This window comes from Streptomyces sp. LZ34, from assembly GCF_053890475.1.
On the sequence record NZ_CM132680.1, the window covers coordinates 8,811,556 to 8,830,098 of the forward strand.

The 18,543-nt window shown below is 70.8% G+C and carries 16 protein-coding genes; 4 read left to right on the forward strand and 12 right to left on the reverse strand.

Going from position 1 to position 18,543, the window contains the following annotated elements; genetic code table 11:
* Positions 1 to 56: 56 nt before the first annotated feature.
* The 4 genes from ACWY4P_RS37345 to ACWY4P_RS37360 all read right to left on the reverse strand — a co-directional run bounded on the left by ACWY4P_RS37345 (position 57) and on the right by ACWY4P_RS37360 (position 3,674).
* The gene (locus tag ACWY4P_RS37345; RefSeq protein ID WP_319686044.1) at positions 57 to 305 is read right to left on the reverse strand and encodes an acyl carrier protein; all 249 of its coding nucleotides are present in this window, start codon (positions 303 to 305) and stop codon (positions 57 to 59) included.
* Positions 306 to 380: 75 nt separating this feature from the next.
* Entirely contained in the window at positions 381 to 1,415 is a 1,035-nt protein-coding gene (locus ACWY4P_RS37350) for a beta-ketoacyl-ACP synthase 3 (protein ID WP_456204976.1), read from the reverse strand.
* 13 nt (positions 1,416 to 1,428) lie between these two features.
* Positions 1,429 to 2,400, reverse strand: coding sequence for an ACP S-malonyltransferase (locus ACWY4P_RS37355; protein WP_456204977.1), 972 nt, complete (start codon positions 2,398 to 2,400; stop codon positions 1,429 to 1,431).
* Positions 2,401 to 2,489: 89 nt separating this feature from the next.
* Entirely contained in the window at positions 2,490 to 3,674 is a 1,185-nt protein-coding gene (locus tag ACWY4P_RS37360; RefSeq protein WP_456204978.1) for a PucR family transcriptional regulator, read from the reverse strand.
* A 60-nt stretch (positions 3,675 to 3,734) separates the two neighbouring features.
* On the opposite strand from ACWY4P_RS37360, the gene ACWY4P_RS37365 reads away from it, so the two are divergent.
* On the forward strand, positions 3,735 to 4,418 hold the full coding sequence (locus ACWY4P_RS37365) for a pirin family protein (protein WP_456213188.1): 684 nt from the start codon (positions 3,735 to 3,737) through the stop codon (positions 4,416 to 4,418).
* Between the two features lie 65 nt (positions 4,419 to 4,483).
* Here ACWY4P_RS37365 and ACWY4P_RS37370 read toward each other — a convergent pair whose 3' ends face one another.
* Positions 4,484 to 5,299, reverse strand: a complete 816-nt coding sequence (locus ACWY4P_RS37370; protein WP_456204979.1) for a serine hydrolase domain-containing protein — start codon at positions 5,297 to 5,299, stop codon at positions 4,484 to 4,486.
* Positions 5,300 to 5,441: 142 nt separating this feature from the next.
* On the opposite strand from ACWY4P_RS37370, the gene ACWY4P_RS37375 reads away from it, so the two are divergent.
* Together ACWY4P_RS37375 and ACWY4P_RS37380 are read left to right on the forward strand one after the other, a co-directional pair.
* A complete protein-coding gene (locus tag ACWY4P_RS37375; RefSeq protein WP_456204980.1) occupies positions 5,442 to 5,894 on the forward strand; it encodes a MerR family transcriptional regulator in 453 nt (150 codons plus the stop codon).
* A gap of 181 nt (positions 5,895 to 6,075) precedes the next feature.
* Positions 6,076 to 7,011 carry a DUF5829 family protein gene (locus tag ACWY4P_RS37380; protein ID WP_456204981.1) on the forward strand — a complete coding sequence of 312 codons (936 nt, stop codon included), beginning with the start codon at positions 6,076 to 6,078 and terminating at the stop codon, positions 7,009 to 7,011.
* 75 nt (positions 7,012 to 7,086) lie between these two features.
* Here the strand turns inward: ACWY4P_RS37380 and ACWY4P_RS37385 are convergent, their stop codons facing one another.
* The 6 genes from ACWY4P_RS37385 to ACWY4P_RS37410 form a co-directional block, all read right to left on the reverse strand.
* A complete protein-coding gene (locus ACWY4P_RS37385) occupies positions 7,087 to 8,289 on the reverse strand; it encodes an alpha/beta hydrolase (RefSeq protein ID WP_456204982.1) in 1,203 nt (400 codons plus the stop codon).
* 122 nt (positions 8,290 to 8,411) lie between these two features.
* Positions 8,412 to 9,086, reverse strand: coding sequence for a response regulator (locus ACWY4P_RS37390; RefSeq protein WP_456204983.1), 675 nt, complete (start codon positions 9,084 to 9,086; stop codon positions 8,412 to 8,414).
* A complete protein-coding gene (locus tag ACWY4P_RS37395) occupies positions 9,083 to 10,576 on the reverse strand; it encodes a sensor histidine kinase (RefSeq protein ID WP_456204984.1) in 1,494 nt (497 codons plus the stop codon). Before ACWY4P_RS37395 ends, ACWY4P_RS37390 begins: the two co-directional genes overlap by 4 nt.
* Before the next feature lie 54 nt (positions 10,577 to 10,630).
* Positions 10,631 to 11,638, reverse strand: coding sequence for a DUF4429 domain-containing protein (locus ACWY4P_RS37400; protein WP_456204985.1), 1,008 nt, complete (start codon positions 11,636 to 11,638; stop codon positions 10,631 to 10,633).
* A gap of 177 nt (positions 11,639 to 11,815) precedes the next feature.
* A complete protein-coding gene (locus tag ACWY4P_RS37405; protein ID WP_456204986.1) occupies positions 11,816 to 13,021 on the reverse strand; it encodes an alpha/beta hydrolase in 1,206 nt (401 codons plus the stop codon).
* Between the two features lie 110 nt (positions 13,022 to 13,131).
* On the reverse strand, positions 13,132 to 13,785 hold the full coding sequence (locus ACWY4P_RS37410) for a TetR family transcriptional regulator (protein ID WP_456204987.1): 654 nt from the start codon (positions 13,783 to 13,785) through the stop codon (positions 13,132 to 13,134).
* 117 nt (positions 13,786 to 13,902) lie between these two features.
* Here ACWY4P_RS37410 and ACWY4P_RS37415 point away from each other — a divergent pair, with 117 nt between their 5' ends.
* The gene (locus tag ACWY4P_RS37415) at positions 13,903 to 15,504 is read left to right on the forward strand and encodes an MFS transporter (RefSeq protein ID WP_456204988.1); all 1,602 of its coding nucleotides are present in this window, start codon (positions 13,903 to 13,905) and stop codon (positions 15,502 to 15,504) included.
* 128 nt (positions 15,505 to 15,632) lie between these two features.
* Here ACWY4P_RS37415 and aceE read toward each other — a convergent pair whose 3' ends face one another.
* Complete coding sequence (aceE, locus tag ACWY4P_RS37420; protein WP_456204989.1) at positions 15,633 to 18,365, reverse strand: pyruvate dehydrogenase (acetyl-transferring), homodimeric type; 2,733 nt, start codon at positions 18,363 to 18,365, stop codon at positions 15,633 to 15,635.
* Positions 18,366 to 18,543 lie beyond the last annotated feature (178 nt).

Below are 18,543 nucleotides of genomic sequence, written 5' to 3' on the forward strand. Positions count from 1 at the left end.
CCACGTGTAGAGGGTGCTGGACCTGCCACCGCTCGGGTGGCGACAAGCGCTCGGACTCAGCCCTGGTGCTTGAGGATGTAGTCGGCGGCGTCGCCGACCGTCTTGAGGTTCTTGACGTCGTCGTCCGGGATCTTGACGTCGAAGCGCTCTTCGGCGGCGACGACGACCTCGACCATGGACAGCGAGTCGACGTCCAGGTCGTCCGTGAAGGACTTGTCCAGCAGGACGTCCTCGGTCGGGATACCGGCGATCTCGTTGACGATCTCGGCGAGACCCTCGACGATCTCTTCCTGAGTGGCGGCCATTGCGGCGCTCCTTCTTCGGGTGATTGCGGTGAGTGCGCAGCGTCCGACCTGTTCGGGGCTGCGTGGGGATCTTGACTAAGGGAGGGTAACGATCGTCGCTGCGTACACGAGACCCGCCCCGAAGCCGATGACGAGCGCGGTGTCGCCGCTCTTCGCCTGCCCGGTCGCCAACAGCCGCTCCATTGCGAGCGGGATGGAGGCGGCCGAGGTGTTGCCGGTGGTTTCCACGTCGCGGGCAACCGTGACGTGCTCCGGCAGCTCAAGGGTTTTGACCATCGAGTCGATGATCCGCATGTTGGCCTGGTGGGGGATGAAGACGTCGAGGTCCTGCGGGCTGACCCCGGCGTCGTCGAGGGCCTGCTTGGCGACCTTGGCCATCTCGTAGACCGCCCAGCGGAAGACCGCCTGGCCCTCCTGGGTGATCGCGGGGAACTTGACGTTGCCCTCGCTGTCGAGCGGGAGCTTGGAGACGTCGCCGACGCCGTACTCGTTCCACGGCACCGTCTGGGTGATCGTCTCGGACTTGTCGCCCTCGGAGCCCCAGACGGTCGGGCCGATCGCGGGCTCGGTGGACGGGCCGACGACCACGGCGCCCGCGCCGTCGCCGAACAGGAAGGCCGTCGCGCGGTCCTCCAGGTCGGTCAGGTCCGAGAGCCGCTCCACGCCGACGACCAGGACGTACTCCGCGGTGCCGTCGGTGACCATGCCCTTGGCGAGGGTCAGGCCGTAGCCGAAGCCCGCGCAGCCCGCCGAGATGTCGAAGGCGGCCGGCTTGCCCGTGCCGAGCAGATGGGCGATCTCGGTCGCCACCGCGGGGGTCTGCTTGAAGTGCGAGACGGTCGCGACGACCACGCCGCCGATCTGCTCCGGCGTCAGGCCCGCCGCGGCGATGGCCTTTCCGCCCGCCTCGACGGACATCGTGGCCACCGTCTCGTCCGGCCCGGCCCAGTGCCGCGTGGCGATCCCCGAGCGGCTGCGGATCCACTCGTCGGAGGAGTCGATGTGCTTGAGGATCTCCTCGTTGGGCACCACGCGGTGCGGACGGTAGCCGCCGACACCGAGAATGCGCGCGTACGGTGCGCCCTTGCTGGGCTTGATCTTCGCGGTCATGCTCTGGGAGCTCCTATTCGGCCGGGGTGCCGGCGACCGGAACGGCGTGCTCGGCGATCAGCGCACGGGCCGCCTCGAGGTCGTCGGGAGTCTTGAGAGCCAGCGTCTTGACGCCCGGCAGGGCGCGCTTGGCGATGCCGACGAGTGTGCCACCCGGTGCCACCTCGATGATCGCGGTGGCACCCAGCTGCTGGAAGGTCTCCATGCACAGGTCCCAGCGGACCGGGTTGGACACCTGGGCGACCAGGCGCTGGGCGACCTCGGGGCCGGACGTGACGACCTGCCCGTCCCGGTTGGAGACGTAGGGGAGGCGCGGATCGGCGACGGGGGCGCCCTCGACCAGGGTCTGGAGCGCCGAGACCGCCGGGGCCATGTGGTCGGTGTGGAACGCGCCCGCCACCTTCAGCGGGACGACGCGGCGCACCCCTTCCGGCTTGTCCTCGGCCAGCGCGGCCAGCTGCTCGGCGGTGCCGGCCGCCACGATCTGGCCGGCGCCGTTGACGTTCGCCGGGGTCAGCCCGAGCTTGGCCAGATGGGCGACGACGTCCTCCTGCTCACCGCCGAGCACCGCGGCCATGCCGGTCTCGGCCTGCGCCGCGGCCTCCGCCATGGCGAGCCCGCGCCGGCGGACCAGCACCATGGCGGCCTCCTCGGTCAGCACACCGGCGACCGCGGCCGCCGTGATCTCGCCGACGCTGTGCCCGGCGCTCGCGCCGAGTGAATGCTTGCATCCCTCGGCAAATCCCTCGGCGCCCTCGGTGAACAGGGCGTGGGCGGAGGCGAGTCCCGCGGCCACCAGCAGCGGCTGGGCGACGGCGGTGTCCCGGATCTCCTCCTCGTCGGCCTTGGTGCCGTAGTGGATCAGATCCAGTCCGGATACGGCGGACCACCACGTCAACCGTTCGGTGACGCCGGGGAGGTCGAGCCAGGGGGTCAGGAAGCCGGGCTTCTGGGCGCCCTGGCCGGGAGCGACGAGTACGAGCACCCTCACACTCTCTCTTGTGGTTGGTCCCGCCCGCCCGTGAGGACAAGGACGAAGAACCGTTAAGGGAATTGTTGGACTCCGACAAAGACCTAGGCCTGGGGGCCCGCGTCGGCCAGACGCCCCAGGATCAGGGCTATGCGCAGAGTAAACGCCGACCGCACATCGGAGGGCGACCATCCGGTGACGTCGGTCACACGTCGTAGCCGGTAGCGCACGGTGTTGGGGTGAACGAAGAGCATCCGCGCCGCGCCTTCCAAACTGCTTGCCTGTTCCAGATATACGCTCAGAGTTTCCAGCAGGGCAGAGCCCGCTTCCTCCAGCGGTCTGTAGATCTCCTCCACCAACTGCTCACGCGCCGCCGGGTCCGTGGCCATCGCGCGCTCCGGCAGCAGATCGTCCGCGAGCACCGGCCGCGGCGCGTCCGGCCAGGCGGTGCACGCCTTCAGCCCGGCCGCGGCCGCCGCCGCGGACTTGGTCGCGGCCAGCAGGTCGGAGACCACCGGGCCGGCCACCACCGGGCCCGCCGCGAACGGCCCGATCAGCGCTTTCGCCGACTGAAGCGGATTGTCCGAGCCGCCCGCGACCACCACCAGACGGTCGCCGAGAACACCGGTGAGCACCTGTAGCTTGGCGTGGCGGGCGGCGCGCCGGATCGCCTCCACGGTCAGCTCGCTGTCCCCGTCGGGCGCGGTGCCCAGCACCACGCACACATGCTCCGGGGAGTTCCAGCCCAGGGCGGCGGCGCGGGACAGCGCCCCCTCGTCCGCCTCCCCCGACAGCACGGCGTTGACCACCAGCGACTCCAGCCGGGCGTCCCACGCGCCCCGGGCCTCGGCCGCCTGCGCGTACACCTGTGCGGTGGCGAAGGCGATCTCCCGCGCGTACACCAGCAGCGCCTCGCGCAGCACCGATTCGTCGCCGGGGGCCGCCACCTCGTCGATCGCGGACTCCATGACCTCGATCGTGGTGCGGACCATCTCGACGGTCTGCCGCAGGGTGATCGCCCGGGTCAGCTCGCGCGGTGCGGTGCCGAAGACATCGGTGCTGATGGCCTGCGGGGCCTCCGGGTGCCGGAACCACTCGGTGAACGCCGCGATGCCCGCCTGGGCGACGAGCCCGATCCAGGACCGGTTCTCGGGTGGCATCGCGCGGTACCACGGCAGCTGCTCGTCCATGCGGGCGATGGCGCTCGCTGCGAGCTTCCCGGAGGACTTCTCCAGGCGGCGCAGGGTGGCGCTGTGCGGATGAGGGCTGTTCGCGGCTGGTTCTGGCACGAGGACAAGACTGCCTTATCGGATGACGAGGGTGGGGGTGTGGGTACCGTGGGCCGGGTGATGTGGGTACAGCGCGCCGGAGAACGGTACCGGGGCGGAGACGGGACGGGCGTCGAGACGCGCCACGCCTTTTCCTTTTCTGGGTATTACGACCCGGAAAATGTGCGATTTGGGTCACTCGTGGCCTGTAACGAGGAGCGGCTGGCGCCGGGGGCGGGCTTCGCCGAGCATCCGCACCGCGACCTGGAGATCGTCACCTGGGTGATCGAGGGTGAGCTCACCCACGAGGACTCCACCGGAGGCCGCACCGTGGTGCGCCCCGGCGATGTGCAGCGGCTCAGCGCGGGCGGCGGTGTCCGGCACAGCGAGCGCAACGAGGGCCGCGAGCCGCTCGCCTTCGTCCAGATGTGGCTGACCCCGGCGCCCGGCTTCAGCTCGGCGGGCGCCGGTGCCGAGCCCGCGTACGAGGTGGTGCGCGGCGTGGCCGACGCGGCGCCGTACGCCCTGGAGCGGGCGGACGCCTTGCTCGGTGTGTGGCGGCCGGCCGCCGGGGAGCGCACCGAGCTGCCGGCCGCGCCCTGGGTGTACGCGCATGTGGTGCGGGGTGAGCTGGATCTCGCGGGCGAGACCCTGACGGCGGGGGACGCGGCGCGGATCACCGACGGGCGGGGGCTCCGGGCCCATGCCCTGGGCGAGGCGGAGCTGCTGGTGTGGGCGATGCGGGCGGAGCCGTCGTACGGCTGAGTGTGGTCGGCCGTGGTGCGGCGGCGCGCCATAGGTGTGTCAGGTGTGTGTCAGGCGCGCGTGTGTCAGGCGCGCAGCTCGGCGAGGACCGCGTCGGTCAGCGGGGGCCAGACCTCGCTCGCCCAGGGGCCGAACGCGCGGTCCGTCAGGACCACGCAGGCCGCCCGCGCCTCCGGGTCCACCCACAGGAACGTACCGGACTGCCCGAAATGCCCGAAGGCGCGGGGTGAGGACGTGGCGCCCGTCCAGTGCGGCGACTTGCCGTCACGTATCTCGAAGCCGAGCCCCCAGTCGTTGGGCCGCTGGTGACCGTAGCCCGGCAGCACGCCGTTCAGGCCGGGGAAGGCGACGGAGGTGGCCTCCGCCAGGGTCTCGGCGGCCAGCAGCCGCGGGGCCTGTAGCTCGGCCGCGAAACGGACCAGGTCGGCGGCGGTGGAGACGCCGTCCTTGGCGGGGGAGCCGGGCAGGTCGGTCGAGGCCATGCCCAGCGGCTCCAGCACCGCCTGGCGCAGATAATCGGCGAACGGAATGTCCGTGGCCTTGGCGATGTGGTCGCCGAGCACCTCGAACCCCGCGTTGGAGTACAGCCGGCGGGTGCCGGGCGGGGCGGCCACGCAGTGCACGTCGAAGGTGAGCCCGGAGGCGTGGGCCAGCAGATGGCGGACCGTGGAGCCCTCGGGCCCGGCCGGCTCGTCCAGCTCCACCGCGCCCTCCTCGACGGCGACCAGCGCGGCGTACGCGGCGAGTGGCTTGGTGACCGAGGCGAGGGGGAAGGCTTGGTCGGCCGGGCCGTATGATCCGGCCACCGTGCCGTCCGCGCGCACGACGGCGGCGGCCGCCGTGGGTACCGGCCAGTTCTCGATCATCCGCAGGCTCTCCATGGCATCAGAGCCTAACCAAGGGCTGATGCCGGACAAGAATTCGTCAAAATCTGCGCTTGCTTGGAGTGCACTCCAAGTCAATAGCGTTGAGGACGTCGTGAGGCTCTACGGATCAACGACTGCGAGAGGGCGGCGAAGCGGCATGACCGTGTTGGAGAGCGCACCGGTGAAGGTGCAGGCATGCGCGGGGGCGAGCACCCACCCCCGGCCCGCCGGACAGGACCGCTACACGATCAGCGAGGTCGTCGCCCACACCGGGCTGACGGCGCACACCCTGCGCTGGTACGAGCGGATAGGGCTGATGCCGCACGTGGACCGCACCCACACCGGCCAGCGCCGCTTCAGCAACAAAGACCTGGACTGGCTCTCCCTCGTCGGCAAGCTCCGGCTGACCGGGATGCCGGTCGCGGACATGGTCCGCTACGCCGAGCTGGTGCGCGAGGGGGAGCACACCTTCCGCGAGCGCGAGGAGCTGCTGACCGCGCACCGGCAGAACGTGCGGGAGCGGATCGCCGAACTACAGGACACCCTGCACGTCCTCGACTTCAAGATCGATATCTACGCTGACGCCCGCCGGGTGTCGGAGAGGGCCTGAAAGCCGCGAGTAATACATTTCCGGAACTCGCCGAAAAAGCATTGCAGGGTGGACTTGGTCCCGGTGGTGCTTTTTGTCTTCCGAGTCCCGGTCTTGTTGCCGGTTCATTCAAGGAATAACAAATAGCGCTTCCCCTTCCGATACCCACTTCACTAAGATCTCCACCATGTTTATTCGTCGGATGTTAAGGGCAACCGTCGGCTTCGCTGTCGTCGCCGGTGTTGCCTTCACGGGGACCGTCGAGGCCGGCGCGAAGACGGCGCGGACCGCCGAGAGTCGGAAGTCGGCCGCTGAGCAGGTGCTCTACTACAACCATTCCTACGGCGTCGTCGACCGCGAGACGGCCGACGCCGTGGAGAATTCGGACTTCCTGCGGGAGTTCGCCAACTTCGAGGTCCGTACCACCACCGGTGGCGATCTCACCTGGACCGGCCGTTACCTTTACGGCAGCCAGACCTACATCGAGCTGTTCGGGACCGGCGACCTGCCCGGCCAGGACGCCAACTTCGGCTCCACCGCGGTGGCGTACTCGGCCGAGCACGACGGCGACCTGGCGAAGGTGAGCCAGGGGCTGCGGGATCAGGGGTTCGACAAGCTGGACGAATTCCTCCAGACGCGTGACTTCGGCGACGGTGTCCGGGTGCCGTGGTTCGACGGCGTCCAGTTCCCCGTCGCCGACTATCCCTATGACTCCTTCGGCTCATGGGCGATGGAGTACCGGGAGGAGTACTTCGCCGACCCGCGCAGCAAGACCGGTCCGGCGAGCTACCCCGGTGACACCAGCCGTCAGCGCTATCTGCCGGACACCTACAAGGACCACCAGATGCGGGACCTGACCCGTATCCGCTTCGCCGTCACCGAACGCGACCTCAACACGCAGCTGCCGCTGTTCGAGGCCGGCGGGCTGGACATCAAGAAGGTCCCGGGCGGTGTCCTCGTCAAGGACGGCCTGACCACGATCCAGTACGACGTGGTTCCGGCCGACAAGGTGGGTCTCAAGCAGATCCAGATGTCGCTCAACGCGCCGGTGGACGACCGGCACGTGGAGCGGATCGGCAACTCGACCCTCGTCGTGGGCCCCGGCGACCACGCCGTCTGGACCTTCGACAAGCCGTAACGACACAAGGCGCCATACGGCAACGCCGGCCTGGACCTGTCCAGGCCGGCGTTGCCGTATGGCGTGAGAGTCCCCTCACGCCAGGCCGTGGCGGCAGTCCTGCTCGTAGTCGGCGCTCTCCGCGCAGTGGACCGCCGCGAAGTGGCCGAGGGCGATCCGCGCGAAGTTGCGCAGCGACTCCGTGCCGGGGGCGAAGTAGCCCGTGTGGCCGTGGGCCCGGTCGCTGGAGACCACGCGCGCGCCGAAGGACGGGTCGGTCGGGTCCTGGCCGTGGCCCAGGCCCAGGAAGTCGAAGCCGGTCACTCGCCGGACCCAGTCGGAGCCGTCGCGCGCCGCCCAGACCCGGGCGGCCGGGCCCAGGTCCGCGGCGTCGCCTGCCCGTACGCCGGGGGAGCCGAACACCACCAGGTCGGAGATCTCGGCGCGGTCGAGACGGGAGGCGGTCAGCCCGCAGACGACCGAGCCGTAACTGTGGCAGAAGACGGCCGGCGGGGCCTGCGCGGCCTCACCGGCCGTCGCGGCGAGACCGGCGAGGAAGCGGTCGAGGCGGGGCACGCCCGCCTTGGCGAGGCGGCCGGTGGCGGCGTCAGGGCCGAGGCCCAGCGGGGTGGTGTAGCCGACCCAGACGACGACGGCCGTACGGACCCCGGGCGCCTCCCGGCCCATCTGCGCGCGCAGCGACCTGGCCATGCCCGCCGCGGAGCCGTACGGATGCTTCGCACGGTCGAAGCTCCCCAGGTCGGTGTCGGAACCGGGGACGAGAACCGCCGTGCGCTGAGCGGCCATCAGGTCCCCGTACACCTCGGCCACCTGGCCCCGGCCACGCGGATCGAAGGCCAGGATCCGGCGGCCGGGGGCGAGGAGCCTGGTGTAGCGGTCGATGAGGGGGCTCTCGGGATCCGCGGCCCGCTCCTTGTCGCGCTCCGCCCTGATCGCGACGGTGTTGGCGGTGTAGCGCAGCGCCACGGGCGCGCCGTCGAGATTGCCGACGACCAGCGGGTGACGGAGCGCCAGGGTCCGCTGCTGGGCCGCGGTGAGCCCGGCGAAGAACCGCGCGATCCCGGCGGGCGAGGCGGTGGCCGGGTCGGGCAGCCGGCCCGCGGCGCCGGGGCCCAGGGAGTGGTCCGCGCGCCAGGCGGCCGTACCGGGCGGCGGGCCGGTGACGGGCTGCTGCTCATGGGCCACGGCCCAGCCGGCGGTGCCCGCCATGACGGTGACCATGAGCGCGGCGGTGATCAGGCTGCGGGCCCGGTGCCTGCCGACCGATGTGTGCGACATGGTCGCGTCCCCCTCCGTTGTTCAGTGGCGGAGGGAAACGTAGGAAGACGATGGGCGGCGAAGCGTCACACCTCGGAGCCAACTCCCGGGTCATACCTGGGTAGGGGGTGGGTGGTGCCGGGCTATTGACCTGGTGTCACCAGGCCCGATTCATAGGCGAAGATCACGGCTTGGGCCCGGTCGCGCAGCCCCAGCTTGGCGAGCACCCGCCCGATGTGCGTCTTGACGGTCTGTTCGGCGAGCACCAGCGACTCCGCGATCTCCTGGTTGGACAGCCCACGGGCGATCAGCTCGAGCACCTCGGTCTCGCGCGGGGTGAGCCCGCTGCGCCGGACCGCGAAGTTCTTGCGCGGCGCGGGGCGCTGGCGCGCGAAGTCGGCTATGAGGCGGCGGGTGACGGACGGGGCGAGCAGCGCCTCCCCGGCGGCCACGATCCGCACCGCCGAGATCAGATCGGCGGGCGGGGCGTCCTTGAGCAGAAAGCCGCTGGCGCCCGCGCGCAGCGCCTCGTACACGTAGTCGTCGACGTCGAAGGTGGTGAGCATCAGCACCTTCGGGCGGTGGATGACGCCGGGCGGCGGGTCGAGTATTCGCCGCGCCGCCTCCAGGCCGTCCATCTCGGGCATCCGGACGTCCATGAGCACGACGTCCGGGTGGGTGCCGCGGCTGACGTCGACCCCCTGCTTCCCGTCGGGGGCCTCGCCGACCACGTCGATGTCGCTCTGTGCGGAGAGCAGCGCGGCGAAGCCCGCGCGCACCATGGCCTGGTCGTCGACGATGATCACCCGGATGGTCATGGGGCGAGAGGGTACCTTTCCGCGCTTGCCGTGTTGTCCGTGCCGGCCGCGCTTTCCGAGTCCGCCGAGTCCGCTGAGTCCCCGTCATCCGAGTCGTCTGCGGGGCCCGCCACCTCGACGAGTGGGAGCCGGGCCGCGAGCCGGAAGCCGCCGTCGGGCAGTGGGCCGGTGTCCAGGGTGCCGCCGACCAGACGGACGCGTTCACGCATGCCGATCAGGCCGTGTCCGGTGCCGGTGGTCTCCAGGGGCGGTCCGGGCGTGCCGCTCGCCGGGCCGTTGACGACCAGCACGGTCAGTCCCGTACGGTCCGCGGAGGCCAGGATCGACACGTTCGTCGGGGCGCCCGGCGCATGCCGCACCACATTGGCCAGCGCCTCCTGCACGATCCGGTACGCCGACAGGTCCACCGCCTGCGGCAGCGTCCCGAGCGCGGCCACGTCCTTCGCGATCGACAGTGTGGTGGGTATCCCGGCCCGTACGGTCGCCTCGACCAGCTGGGGCACCCGGTCCAGGCTGGGCTGCGGCGCGCGCTCCCCGCGCGCGTCCTCGCTGCGCAACACGCCCAGCAGCCGCCGCATCTCGGCGAGGGACTCGCGGGCGGTGGCCGCGATGGTGCCGAACTCCCGCTCCGCCTCGGGCGGGAGGCCGCCGATCCGGTACGGGGCGCTGTCGGCCTGCACCGTGATCACCGACATGTGGTGCGCGACCACGTCGTGCAGCTCACGCGCGATCCGGGCGCGCTCCTCCAGCAGGGTGCGCCGGGCCCGTTCCGCCTCGCTGATCGTCTCCTGCTCGGCCAGCCGCCGCTGGGCGTCCCCGCGCTCCCGCAGCGCGCCGCCGACCAGCAGCACCACACCGCCGAGCACGAACAGCAGCACGTTGGTGCCGTCGCTGTACCTGGCGCCGGGTATCCCCATGACCACCCCCACGCCGCCGGTGACCAGCCAGACCGCGACCAGGGTGTGGCGGGACTCGCGCAGCGCGAGGGCGAGGAGGAGGAAGAGGTAGCCGATGATGCCAGGCGGCTGCCACGGCCAGCTGCGCTCGGGGAGATCGGAGTAGCCCAACACCGACACCGCGCCGACGGTGTCGGCGATGAAGGCGATCCACCAGGCGGGCAGCGGGCGGGTCACGGCCAGCAGCAGCGGCGCCACCTGGGCGGCGGCCAACACGGTGGACAGGCCGCCGTTCAGGCCGTAGTCGTTGGCGAGGAGCTGGGCGGTGGCGGGGATCAGGATGATGACGAGGAGCCCTGCGACCGCGTACGGCAGCCGCCGCAGCCAGCGCCTGGGCGACCGCGCGAGCAGCGGGGTCGCCGGGTACGAGGGGGTCATGAGCGCCCGGGCGAGGACGGAGGTGTGCCGCCGGGTGACCGACAGCAGGCTCTCGTGCGCGGCGGACGGCACGGTGGTGGACGGCACGGTGGTGGACGCCCCTGGGGCGGGCGGCGGCTGGGCTTGCGGCGTCTGGGCGGGCGGCGGCTGGGACATGGCGGCTACAGCGTAGAAGGGACGGCGCGCCGGCACGTCATACCGGAGTACCGGTTAGAGCTCCGCCAGCAGCTCGGCCTTCTTCGAGCTGAACTCGTCGTCCGTCAGCAGGCCCGCCGTGTGCAGTTCGCCGAGGTGGCGGATGCGGTCCGCGATGTCGGCGGGGTCGCGGCGGCCGGGCCGGGCCGCGGAGCGGGCGCGGCCGGCGGACGGGTCCGGGGCGGCGGTCTGTACGGCCTCCAGCACCGCGGCGGCGAACGGCAGCGACTCGTGGACCAGGCCGTAGCCCAGGCCGAAGACGACCGCGGCGGGGTCCTGGTCGGGCCGCGCCGCGGCTGCGGCGCTCTCCGCGCCCGCCGAGCCGGCAGCGCCCCCACCCGAGCCCGCGCCCGTACGCGCCCTGCCTATGCCGCTGCCTCCGTCGGCCGCGCCCGGGCGCCCGTTCTCCGTGCCGTGCTCCAGCAGCCGCAGATAGCCGCTGCGCGCTTGCTTGGGGGAACCGCCGCCGGTCCCCTTGGACTCCGGCGAGCGCCATTCGACGCCTGACAGCTCGTCGACGCGGAAGCGCTGGTCCCCGGCCTTCCATTTGGCCGAGGAGGCGCCGGTCCAAAACCAGCGGAACGAGACGGCCTTGCCGTCGAAGGAGGCCTTGCCGTCGTACGCCTTGAACGACAGCGGCGGCGTGGGCGCCGCGACCAGGTAGGACTCGGCGGGGGTGGCGGCCGCGGGGCTGAGGGCGGTGCGGATCTCCTCGGCGTAGTACTCGGCGAGCGTTCCGCGCTCGGCGGGCAGCACCAGGCGGTACGGGTCGCCCCCGTCCTTGAGCTGGCCGTCGGCGGCGTCCATCAAGGGGTCGGCGCCGGGTCTCGGCACGGCGCGCAGCACCACCGTTCCCCGTTTGCCGGGAGTGACCTCCACCGCGGACAGCGCCTCGTAAGGGATGCGACGCTCGCCGAGCGCCTGAAGCAGCTTCGGCGTACGAATCCCCCGTTCGAAGCGGATGAGCACGGAGTCGGTGTCGAACTCCCAGACGGTCTGAAAACCGGCCAGCACATCACCCATGCGGCTCATCGTATGCGGCGGGGGCCCGCCCGTCCCCCCTCGGAGGTTACGCGCGTCAAATCAATTTGCGCCGTCAGCTAATTTTCAGCCGTGAGCGCAGGTTCCAGCCGTCAGCTCAGGCAGTTTCGGCCGTCAGAGGGGGCAAGTTCCGGCTGTAAGAGGGGGCAGTTCCGGCTGTCAGCTCAGGCCGGACCGGCAGGTGTCGCCGTCCGCACAGCTCACGGACTGGACCGAGCCGACCCCTACCCGGGCGAAGTTGTCCAGGCTGGTGGTGCCCGGCTCGAAGTACCCGGCGTGCCCTTGCGCCCCGTCGGCGGACAGGACGCGGGCTCCGAAGTCGGAGGAGACCGGGTCCGCGCCGTGGCCGAGCCCGCCGACCTCCACATGCGGGATGTCCTGGATCCAGTCGCCGGAGTCGCGCATCGCCCACACCCGGGCGCTGGTGCCCAGATCGGAGGCGTGGTCGGCGCGCATGCCGGGGCTGCCGGCGACGGCGATGTCGGTGACCTTGGGCGCCAGGTCGCGGGCGGCCACCCCGCACACCACCGATCCGTAGCTGTGGCACATCAGCGAGACGCGGCTGAGCGCGGGCAGGCCGTTGACCAGCGCGCGCAGCCGCAGGGCGCCCTGGGCGGCGAGCTTGCCGGTGGCGGCGTCCATGCCGACGCCGCTGGGGGAGGTGTAGTCGGCCCAGGCGATGACGGCGTTCTTGCCGTTCGGGTCGACGGCCCGCTCGGCGTTGTAGAGCGCGCTGGCCATGCCGACCACCGCGGTGTAGCTGCGCCCGGACTTCTGGAAGGTCAGGATGTCGGTGTCCACGCCGGGCACCACGACCGAGACACGGCCGGCGTGTTCCAGGTCGCCGAAGACCTCGGCGGCCCGCCCGGAGCCGGTGGGGTCGAAGGCGAGGATCTGCCGGTTGCCGCTCAGCAGCTCCTGGTAGCGGTCCATCCGGCGCCCGGCGTCCTGCCGTCCGAGCGGGGTGAGCTCGCTGTCGTGCATCCGCTTGCGCTCGCTGTCGCGGGCCCGGGCGAGGGCGATCCGGTTGGCGTGGTAGCGCAGCTCCACCGGCGCGCCGTTCATGTTGCCGACCACCAGCGGGTAGCGGCGGGCCAGGCGCTCGCGCTGGGCCGCGGTGAGCGAGTCCAGGTAGCGGGCCAGGCGGCGCGGCGGGCCGGTCGGGTCGGGGAGGGCGCGGCCGCCGAGGGAGCCGTGGTTCCACGCGGCCAGCGACACGGCCAGTGACCCTTCGGGCCCTCTCTGGTCCCGCATGGCCGTCCAGCCGGTGGTGGCGAGCAGGACGAAGACCACAGCCAGGGCGAGCAGCGCGCGCCAGGCGGTGGAGCCGGGAGAGGGAGAGCCGAGCTCAGAGAAGGAAGTCACTGCGGGACACCCTAGGAGAAGCGTGGCGGTGGCTGCCAAATGCGGTGACACTTCTCACGTTTGAAGGGGACCCAGCCGGGCGCCTTTATTGGGTTTTGTCTGATTTGGGATTATCTATCCCATCGTTCGGCCAATGCCGGCCCGACATGGTCGAGGTGGGACGCGGTGAGGTCCCGCAGGGCCTCCATGCTGGTGTCCTCGCCCTCGCCCCACAGCCGGCCCGCCACCCGGATCACCCCGCCGAACGCCGCGACCACCAGCCGCGGCCGCGGGTCCGTGTCGATGTCCAGCCCCTCACGGCGGGCGATCTCCCGGGCCAGCCGCTCCTCCAGTTCGGCGGTGCGGCGCAGGTGTACGGCCAGCAGGGCGGGGGTCGACTCGATCATGCAGTACATACGCATATGGAGGTCCTGGGGGACCAGCTGTGTGACGGCCTCGCCGATGGTGTCCCAGGCGTCGAGGACGGCGCCGCGCAGGGCGGCGAGCGGTGCCTCGTCGGCGGGGCGGTCGGCCAGGGCGGCGAAGAAGTGAGACTCCGCCACATCCTGGGCGGCGAAGGCCACTTCCTCCTTGTTGGCGAAGTACCGGAAGAAGGTGCGCTGGGAGACCTCGACCGCGTCCGCGATCTCGTCGACGGTGGTGTGGTCGTATCCGTTCCGGGTGAACAGCTCCAGGGCCGAGCGCGCCAGGGCGGCTCGCGTTCGTTGCTTCTTGCGTTCCCGAAGTCCCGCCGGTGGTGGTGCCACCGCCTGGTCCGTTGTCACCTGTGGGGCTCTCTTTCTGGCGCGTTCGGGCCGCTCACCATACCTGCGGGAAAGCTGACAGTTACCGAATCGTGAACTTGTTTGTCAATTGTCAGCGACTGACACTAGCCTCCCGTCATGACGTCTGAGACCACCGTCGCCCATGCGGCGCCGGAACCTCCCATACCCGATCCCCCGAAGGGACTGCGGGGACACCCGTGGCTGACGCTGCTGACCGTCGCCATCGGCGTGACGATGGTCGCCCTCGACGGCACGATCGTCGCGATCGCCAACCCCGCCATCGCCGAAGATCTCCACGCCTCGCTCGCCGACGCCCAATGGATCACCAACGGCTATCTGCTCGCCCTCGCCGTCTCACTGATCACGGCCGGCAAGCTCGGTGACCGCTTCGGCCACCGCCAGACCTTCCTGATCGGCGTCGTCGGCTTCGCCGCCTCCTCGGCCGCCATCGCCCTGTCCGGCAGCGTGAGCCTGCTGGTGGCCTTCCGCGTCCTCCAGGGCCTGTTCGGCGCCCTGTTGATGCCCGCCGCGCTCGGCCTGCTGCGCGCCACCTTCCCGGCCGAGAAGCTCAATATGGCCATCGGCATCTGGGGCATGGTGATCGGGGCCTCCACCGCGGGCGGACCGATCATCGGCGGTCTGCTCGTCGAGCACGTCAACTGGCAGTCCGTCTTCTACATCAACGTTCCCGTCGGCGTCCTGGCCCTCGTCTTCGGGCTGGCCATCCTCAGGGACCACCGCGCCGAGAACGCCCCCAAGTCCTTCGACATCCCCGGCATCGCGCTGCTGTCCGGCGCGATGTTCTGCCTGATCTGGGCGGTGATCAAGTCCGGCGAATGGCAGTGGGGCGACTCCCGGACGCTGCTGTTCCTCGGGCTCGCCGTGGTCTGCTTCGCCGCGTTCGCGTGGTGGGAGACCCGGACCAGCGAACCGCTGCTGCCGCTGCGCATGTTCCGCTCCGTACCGCTGTCCGCCGGCACCGTGCTGATGGTGCTGATGGCCTTCGGGTTCATGGGCGGGCTCTTCTTCGTCACCTTCTACCTTCAGAACGTGCACGGCATGAGCCCGGTCGACAGCGGGCTGCACCTGCTGCCGCTGACCGCCATGATGATCGTGGCCTCGCCGCTGGCCGGGGCGCTGATCACCAAGCTCGGGCCGCGGATCCCGCTGGTGGTCGCCATGCTGCTCACCTCCGCGTCGATGTTCGGCGCGTCCACCCTCGACGTGAACTCCTCCACCGCCGAGATGTCCCTGTGGTTCGGTCTCCTCGGCCTCGGCCTCGCCCCGGTGATGGTCGGCGCCACCGAGGTCATCGTCGGCAACGCCCCGATCGAGCTCTCCGGCGTCGCCGGCGGCCTTCAGCAGGCCTCCATGCAGGTCGGCGGCAGCATCGGCACGGCCGCGCTCGGCGCGGTCATGGCCGCCAAGGTCGACGACGACCTGCCCGGCTCCTGGCAGCGCGCCGGGCTGCCGCCGCTGTCCGGCAAGGATCTGGACCAGGCGTCCCAGGCGGTCGAGGTCGGCAAGCCCCCGATCACCCCGGACACGCCGCCGGAGTTCGTCGGCAAGATCACCAGCGTGGCGCATGACACCTTCGTGTCGGGGATGGGCATCGCCTTCACCGTCGCGGGCGTCGTCTCGCTCCTGGCGGCCGTGGTGGCGGCGTTCACCAAGCGCGGCGACAACGCGGAGGCGGGCGCCGGAGCGGCACACATCTGACGGCGCGCCCCGTACGGAACCGCGCACATCCGACCGGCACGGCAAAGCGCCGGGCGGGCTGTTCTTCTCAGCCCGCCCGGCGCTTTACGCGTTGCTTTATGTGTGGTTCAGCCCGTCTCAGGCTCCCGCTACGCGTCGCCCCCGGCCGCGCCGGGGTCGGCGGCGGCCACGTCCAGCAGCTGGTAACGGTCGATCGCCTGCTTCAGCACCGAGCGGTCGATCCGGCCCTCCTTGGCGAGCTCGGTGAGCACGCCCAGGACGATCGACTGCGCGTCGATGTGGAAGAAGCGGCGCGCCGCCCCGCGGGTGTCCGCGAAGCCGAAGCCGTCGGCGCCCAGCGACTGGTAGGTGCCGGGCACCCAGCGCGCGATCTGGTCCGGAACGGCCCGCATCCAGTCGGACACGGCCACCTTCGGCCCCTCCGCGTCGGCCAGCTTCCGCGTCACATACGGAACGCGCTGCTCCTCCTCCGGGTGGAGCAGATTGTGCCGCTCCGCCTCGACGGCGTCGCGCCGCAGCTCGTTCCAGGAGGTCGCCGACCACACATCGGCCTTCACATCCCACTCGTCGGCCAGGATGCGCTGCGCCTCCAGCGCCCACGGCACCGCCACGCCCGAGGCGAGGATCTGCGCCGGGATGGCACCCTTCTCGCCCTCCTGGTAGCGGTAGAGGCCCTTGAGGATGCCCTCGCGGTCCACGTCGGCGGGCTCGGCCGGGTGCCGGATCGGCTCGTTGTAGACGGTGAGGTAGTAGAAGACGTCCTCGCTGTCCTCGCCGTACATCCGGCGCAGACCGTCCTGCACGATGTGCGCGATCTCGAAGCCGAACGCCGGGTCGTACGCGACGACCGCCGGGTTGGTCGAGGCCAGCAGCTGCGAGTGGCCGTCCGCGTGCTGCAGACCCTCACCGGTCAGCGTCGTACGGCCGGCGGTCGCGCCCAGGACGAAACCGCGCGCGAGCTGGTCGGCCATCTGCCAGAACTGGTCGCCCGTGCGCTGGAAGCCGAACATCGAGTAGAAGACGTACACCGGGATCAGCGGTTCGCCGTGCGTGGCGTACGCCGAGCCCGCCGCGATCAGCGAGGCCGTACAGCCCGCCTCGGAGATGCCGTCGTGCAGCATCTGCCCGGTCGGCGACTCCTTGTAGGCCAACAGCAGCTCGCGGTCGACCGACTCGTAGGTCTGGCCCAGCGGGGAGTAGATCTTCGCCGAGGGGAAGAGCGAGTCCATGCCGAAGGTGCGGTACTCGTCGGGCGCGATCGGCACGAACCGCTTGCCGATCTCCTTGTCCCGCATCAGGTCCTTCAGCAGCCGTACGAACGCCATGGTGGTGGCGATCTGCTGCTGACCGGAGCCCTTCTTGGTCGCGGCGTACGTCTTGTCGCCCGGCAGCTGCAGCGGCTTGGCCCGCACCACGCGGGTCGGCACATACCCGTCGTGCGACTTGCGCCGGTCGTGCATGTACTGGATCTCCTCCGAGTCCCGGCCCGGGTGGTAGTACGGCGGCAGGCCGGACTCCAGCTCCTTGTCGGGGATCGGCAGGTGCAGCCGGTCGCGGAAGCGCTTGAGGTCGTCGACCGTCAGCTTCTTCATCTGGTGGGTCGCGTTGCGGCCCTCGAAGTTCGGGCCGAGCGTCCAGCCCTTGACCGTCTGGGCCAGGATCACCGTCGGCTGGCCCTTGTGGGCCTTGGCCGCCGCGTACGCCGCGTAGATCTTCCGGTGGTCGTGACCGCCGCGGCCCAGGTGCAGAATCTGGTCGTCGGTCATGTGCTCGACCATCTTGCGCAGCCGCTGGTCCTCGCCGAAGAAGTGCTCGCGGATGTACGCGCCGGTCTCGGTCGCGTACGTCTGGAACTGGCCGTCGGGCGTGGTGTTCAGCTTGTTGACCAGGATGCCGTCGCGGTCCTGCGCGAGCAGCGGGTCCCAGGTGCGGTCCCACACCAGCTTGATCACATTCCAGCCGGCGCCGCGGAACTGCGACTCCAGCTCCTGGATGATCTTGCCGTTGCCGCGCACCGGGCCGTCGAGGCGCTGGAGGTTGCAGTTGACGACGAAGGTCAGGTTGTCCAGGCCCTCACGGGCGGCGAGGGAGAGCTGGCCGAGCGACTCCGGCTCGTCCATCTCGCCGTCGCCCAGGAACGCCCACACATGCGACTTGGAGGTGTCGGCGATGCCGCGCGCCTCCATGTAGCGGTTCATCCGCGCCTGGTAGATCGCCCCGAGCGGGCCGAGGCCCATGGAGACCGTCGGGAACTCCCAGAAGTCCGGCATCGACCGCGGGTGCGGGTAGCTGGACAGGCCGTGGGAGGCCTTCGACTTCTCCTGCCGGAAGGCGTCCAGGTGCGCCTCGCTCAGCCGGTCGAGAAGGAACGCGCGGGCGTAGATGCCGGGGGAGGCGTGGCCCTGGAAGAAGATCTGGTCGCCGCCGTCGCCCCGGTCCTTGCCGCGGAAGAAGTGGTTGAAGCCCACGTCGTACAGCGAGGCGGAGGAGGCGAAGGTGGCGATGTGGCCGCCGACGCCGATGCCCGGGCGCTGGGCGCGGGAGACCATCACCGCCGCGTTCCACCGGGTCGCGTTGAGGATCTTGCGCTCGATCTCCTCGTTGCCGGGGAAGAACGGCTCGTCCTTGGTGGCGATGGTGTTGACGTAGTCGGTGCTGCGCATCTCGGGCACCGCGACGCGCTTCTCGCGGGCGCGCTCGATCAGGCGGAGCATGAGGTAGCGGGCACGTTCCCGGCCTCGCTCATAGACAGCTGCGTCGAGCGAGTCGAGCCACTCCTGGGTCTCTTCGGGATCGAAGTCCGGGACCTGGCTGGGAAGGCCGCCAATGATGATCGGGTTGCGATCGGATCCGGAAGCCACGCTATTCCTTCGCTTTTCGGTCGTGCTGTGCACGCAATGGATTCGTGCTCTGCTGGGTCGCGCCGATCTCCATCGTGTACCTCGCGTAGGGGATACGTCACCTCTACCGGGTGGTAACCATCACGTGGTGAGACGGTCGCTGCGCGGGCGTCGGAGTGCGACGGCCAAATCGCAACCA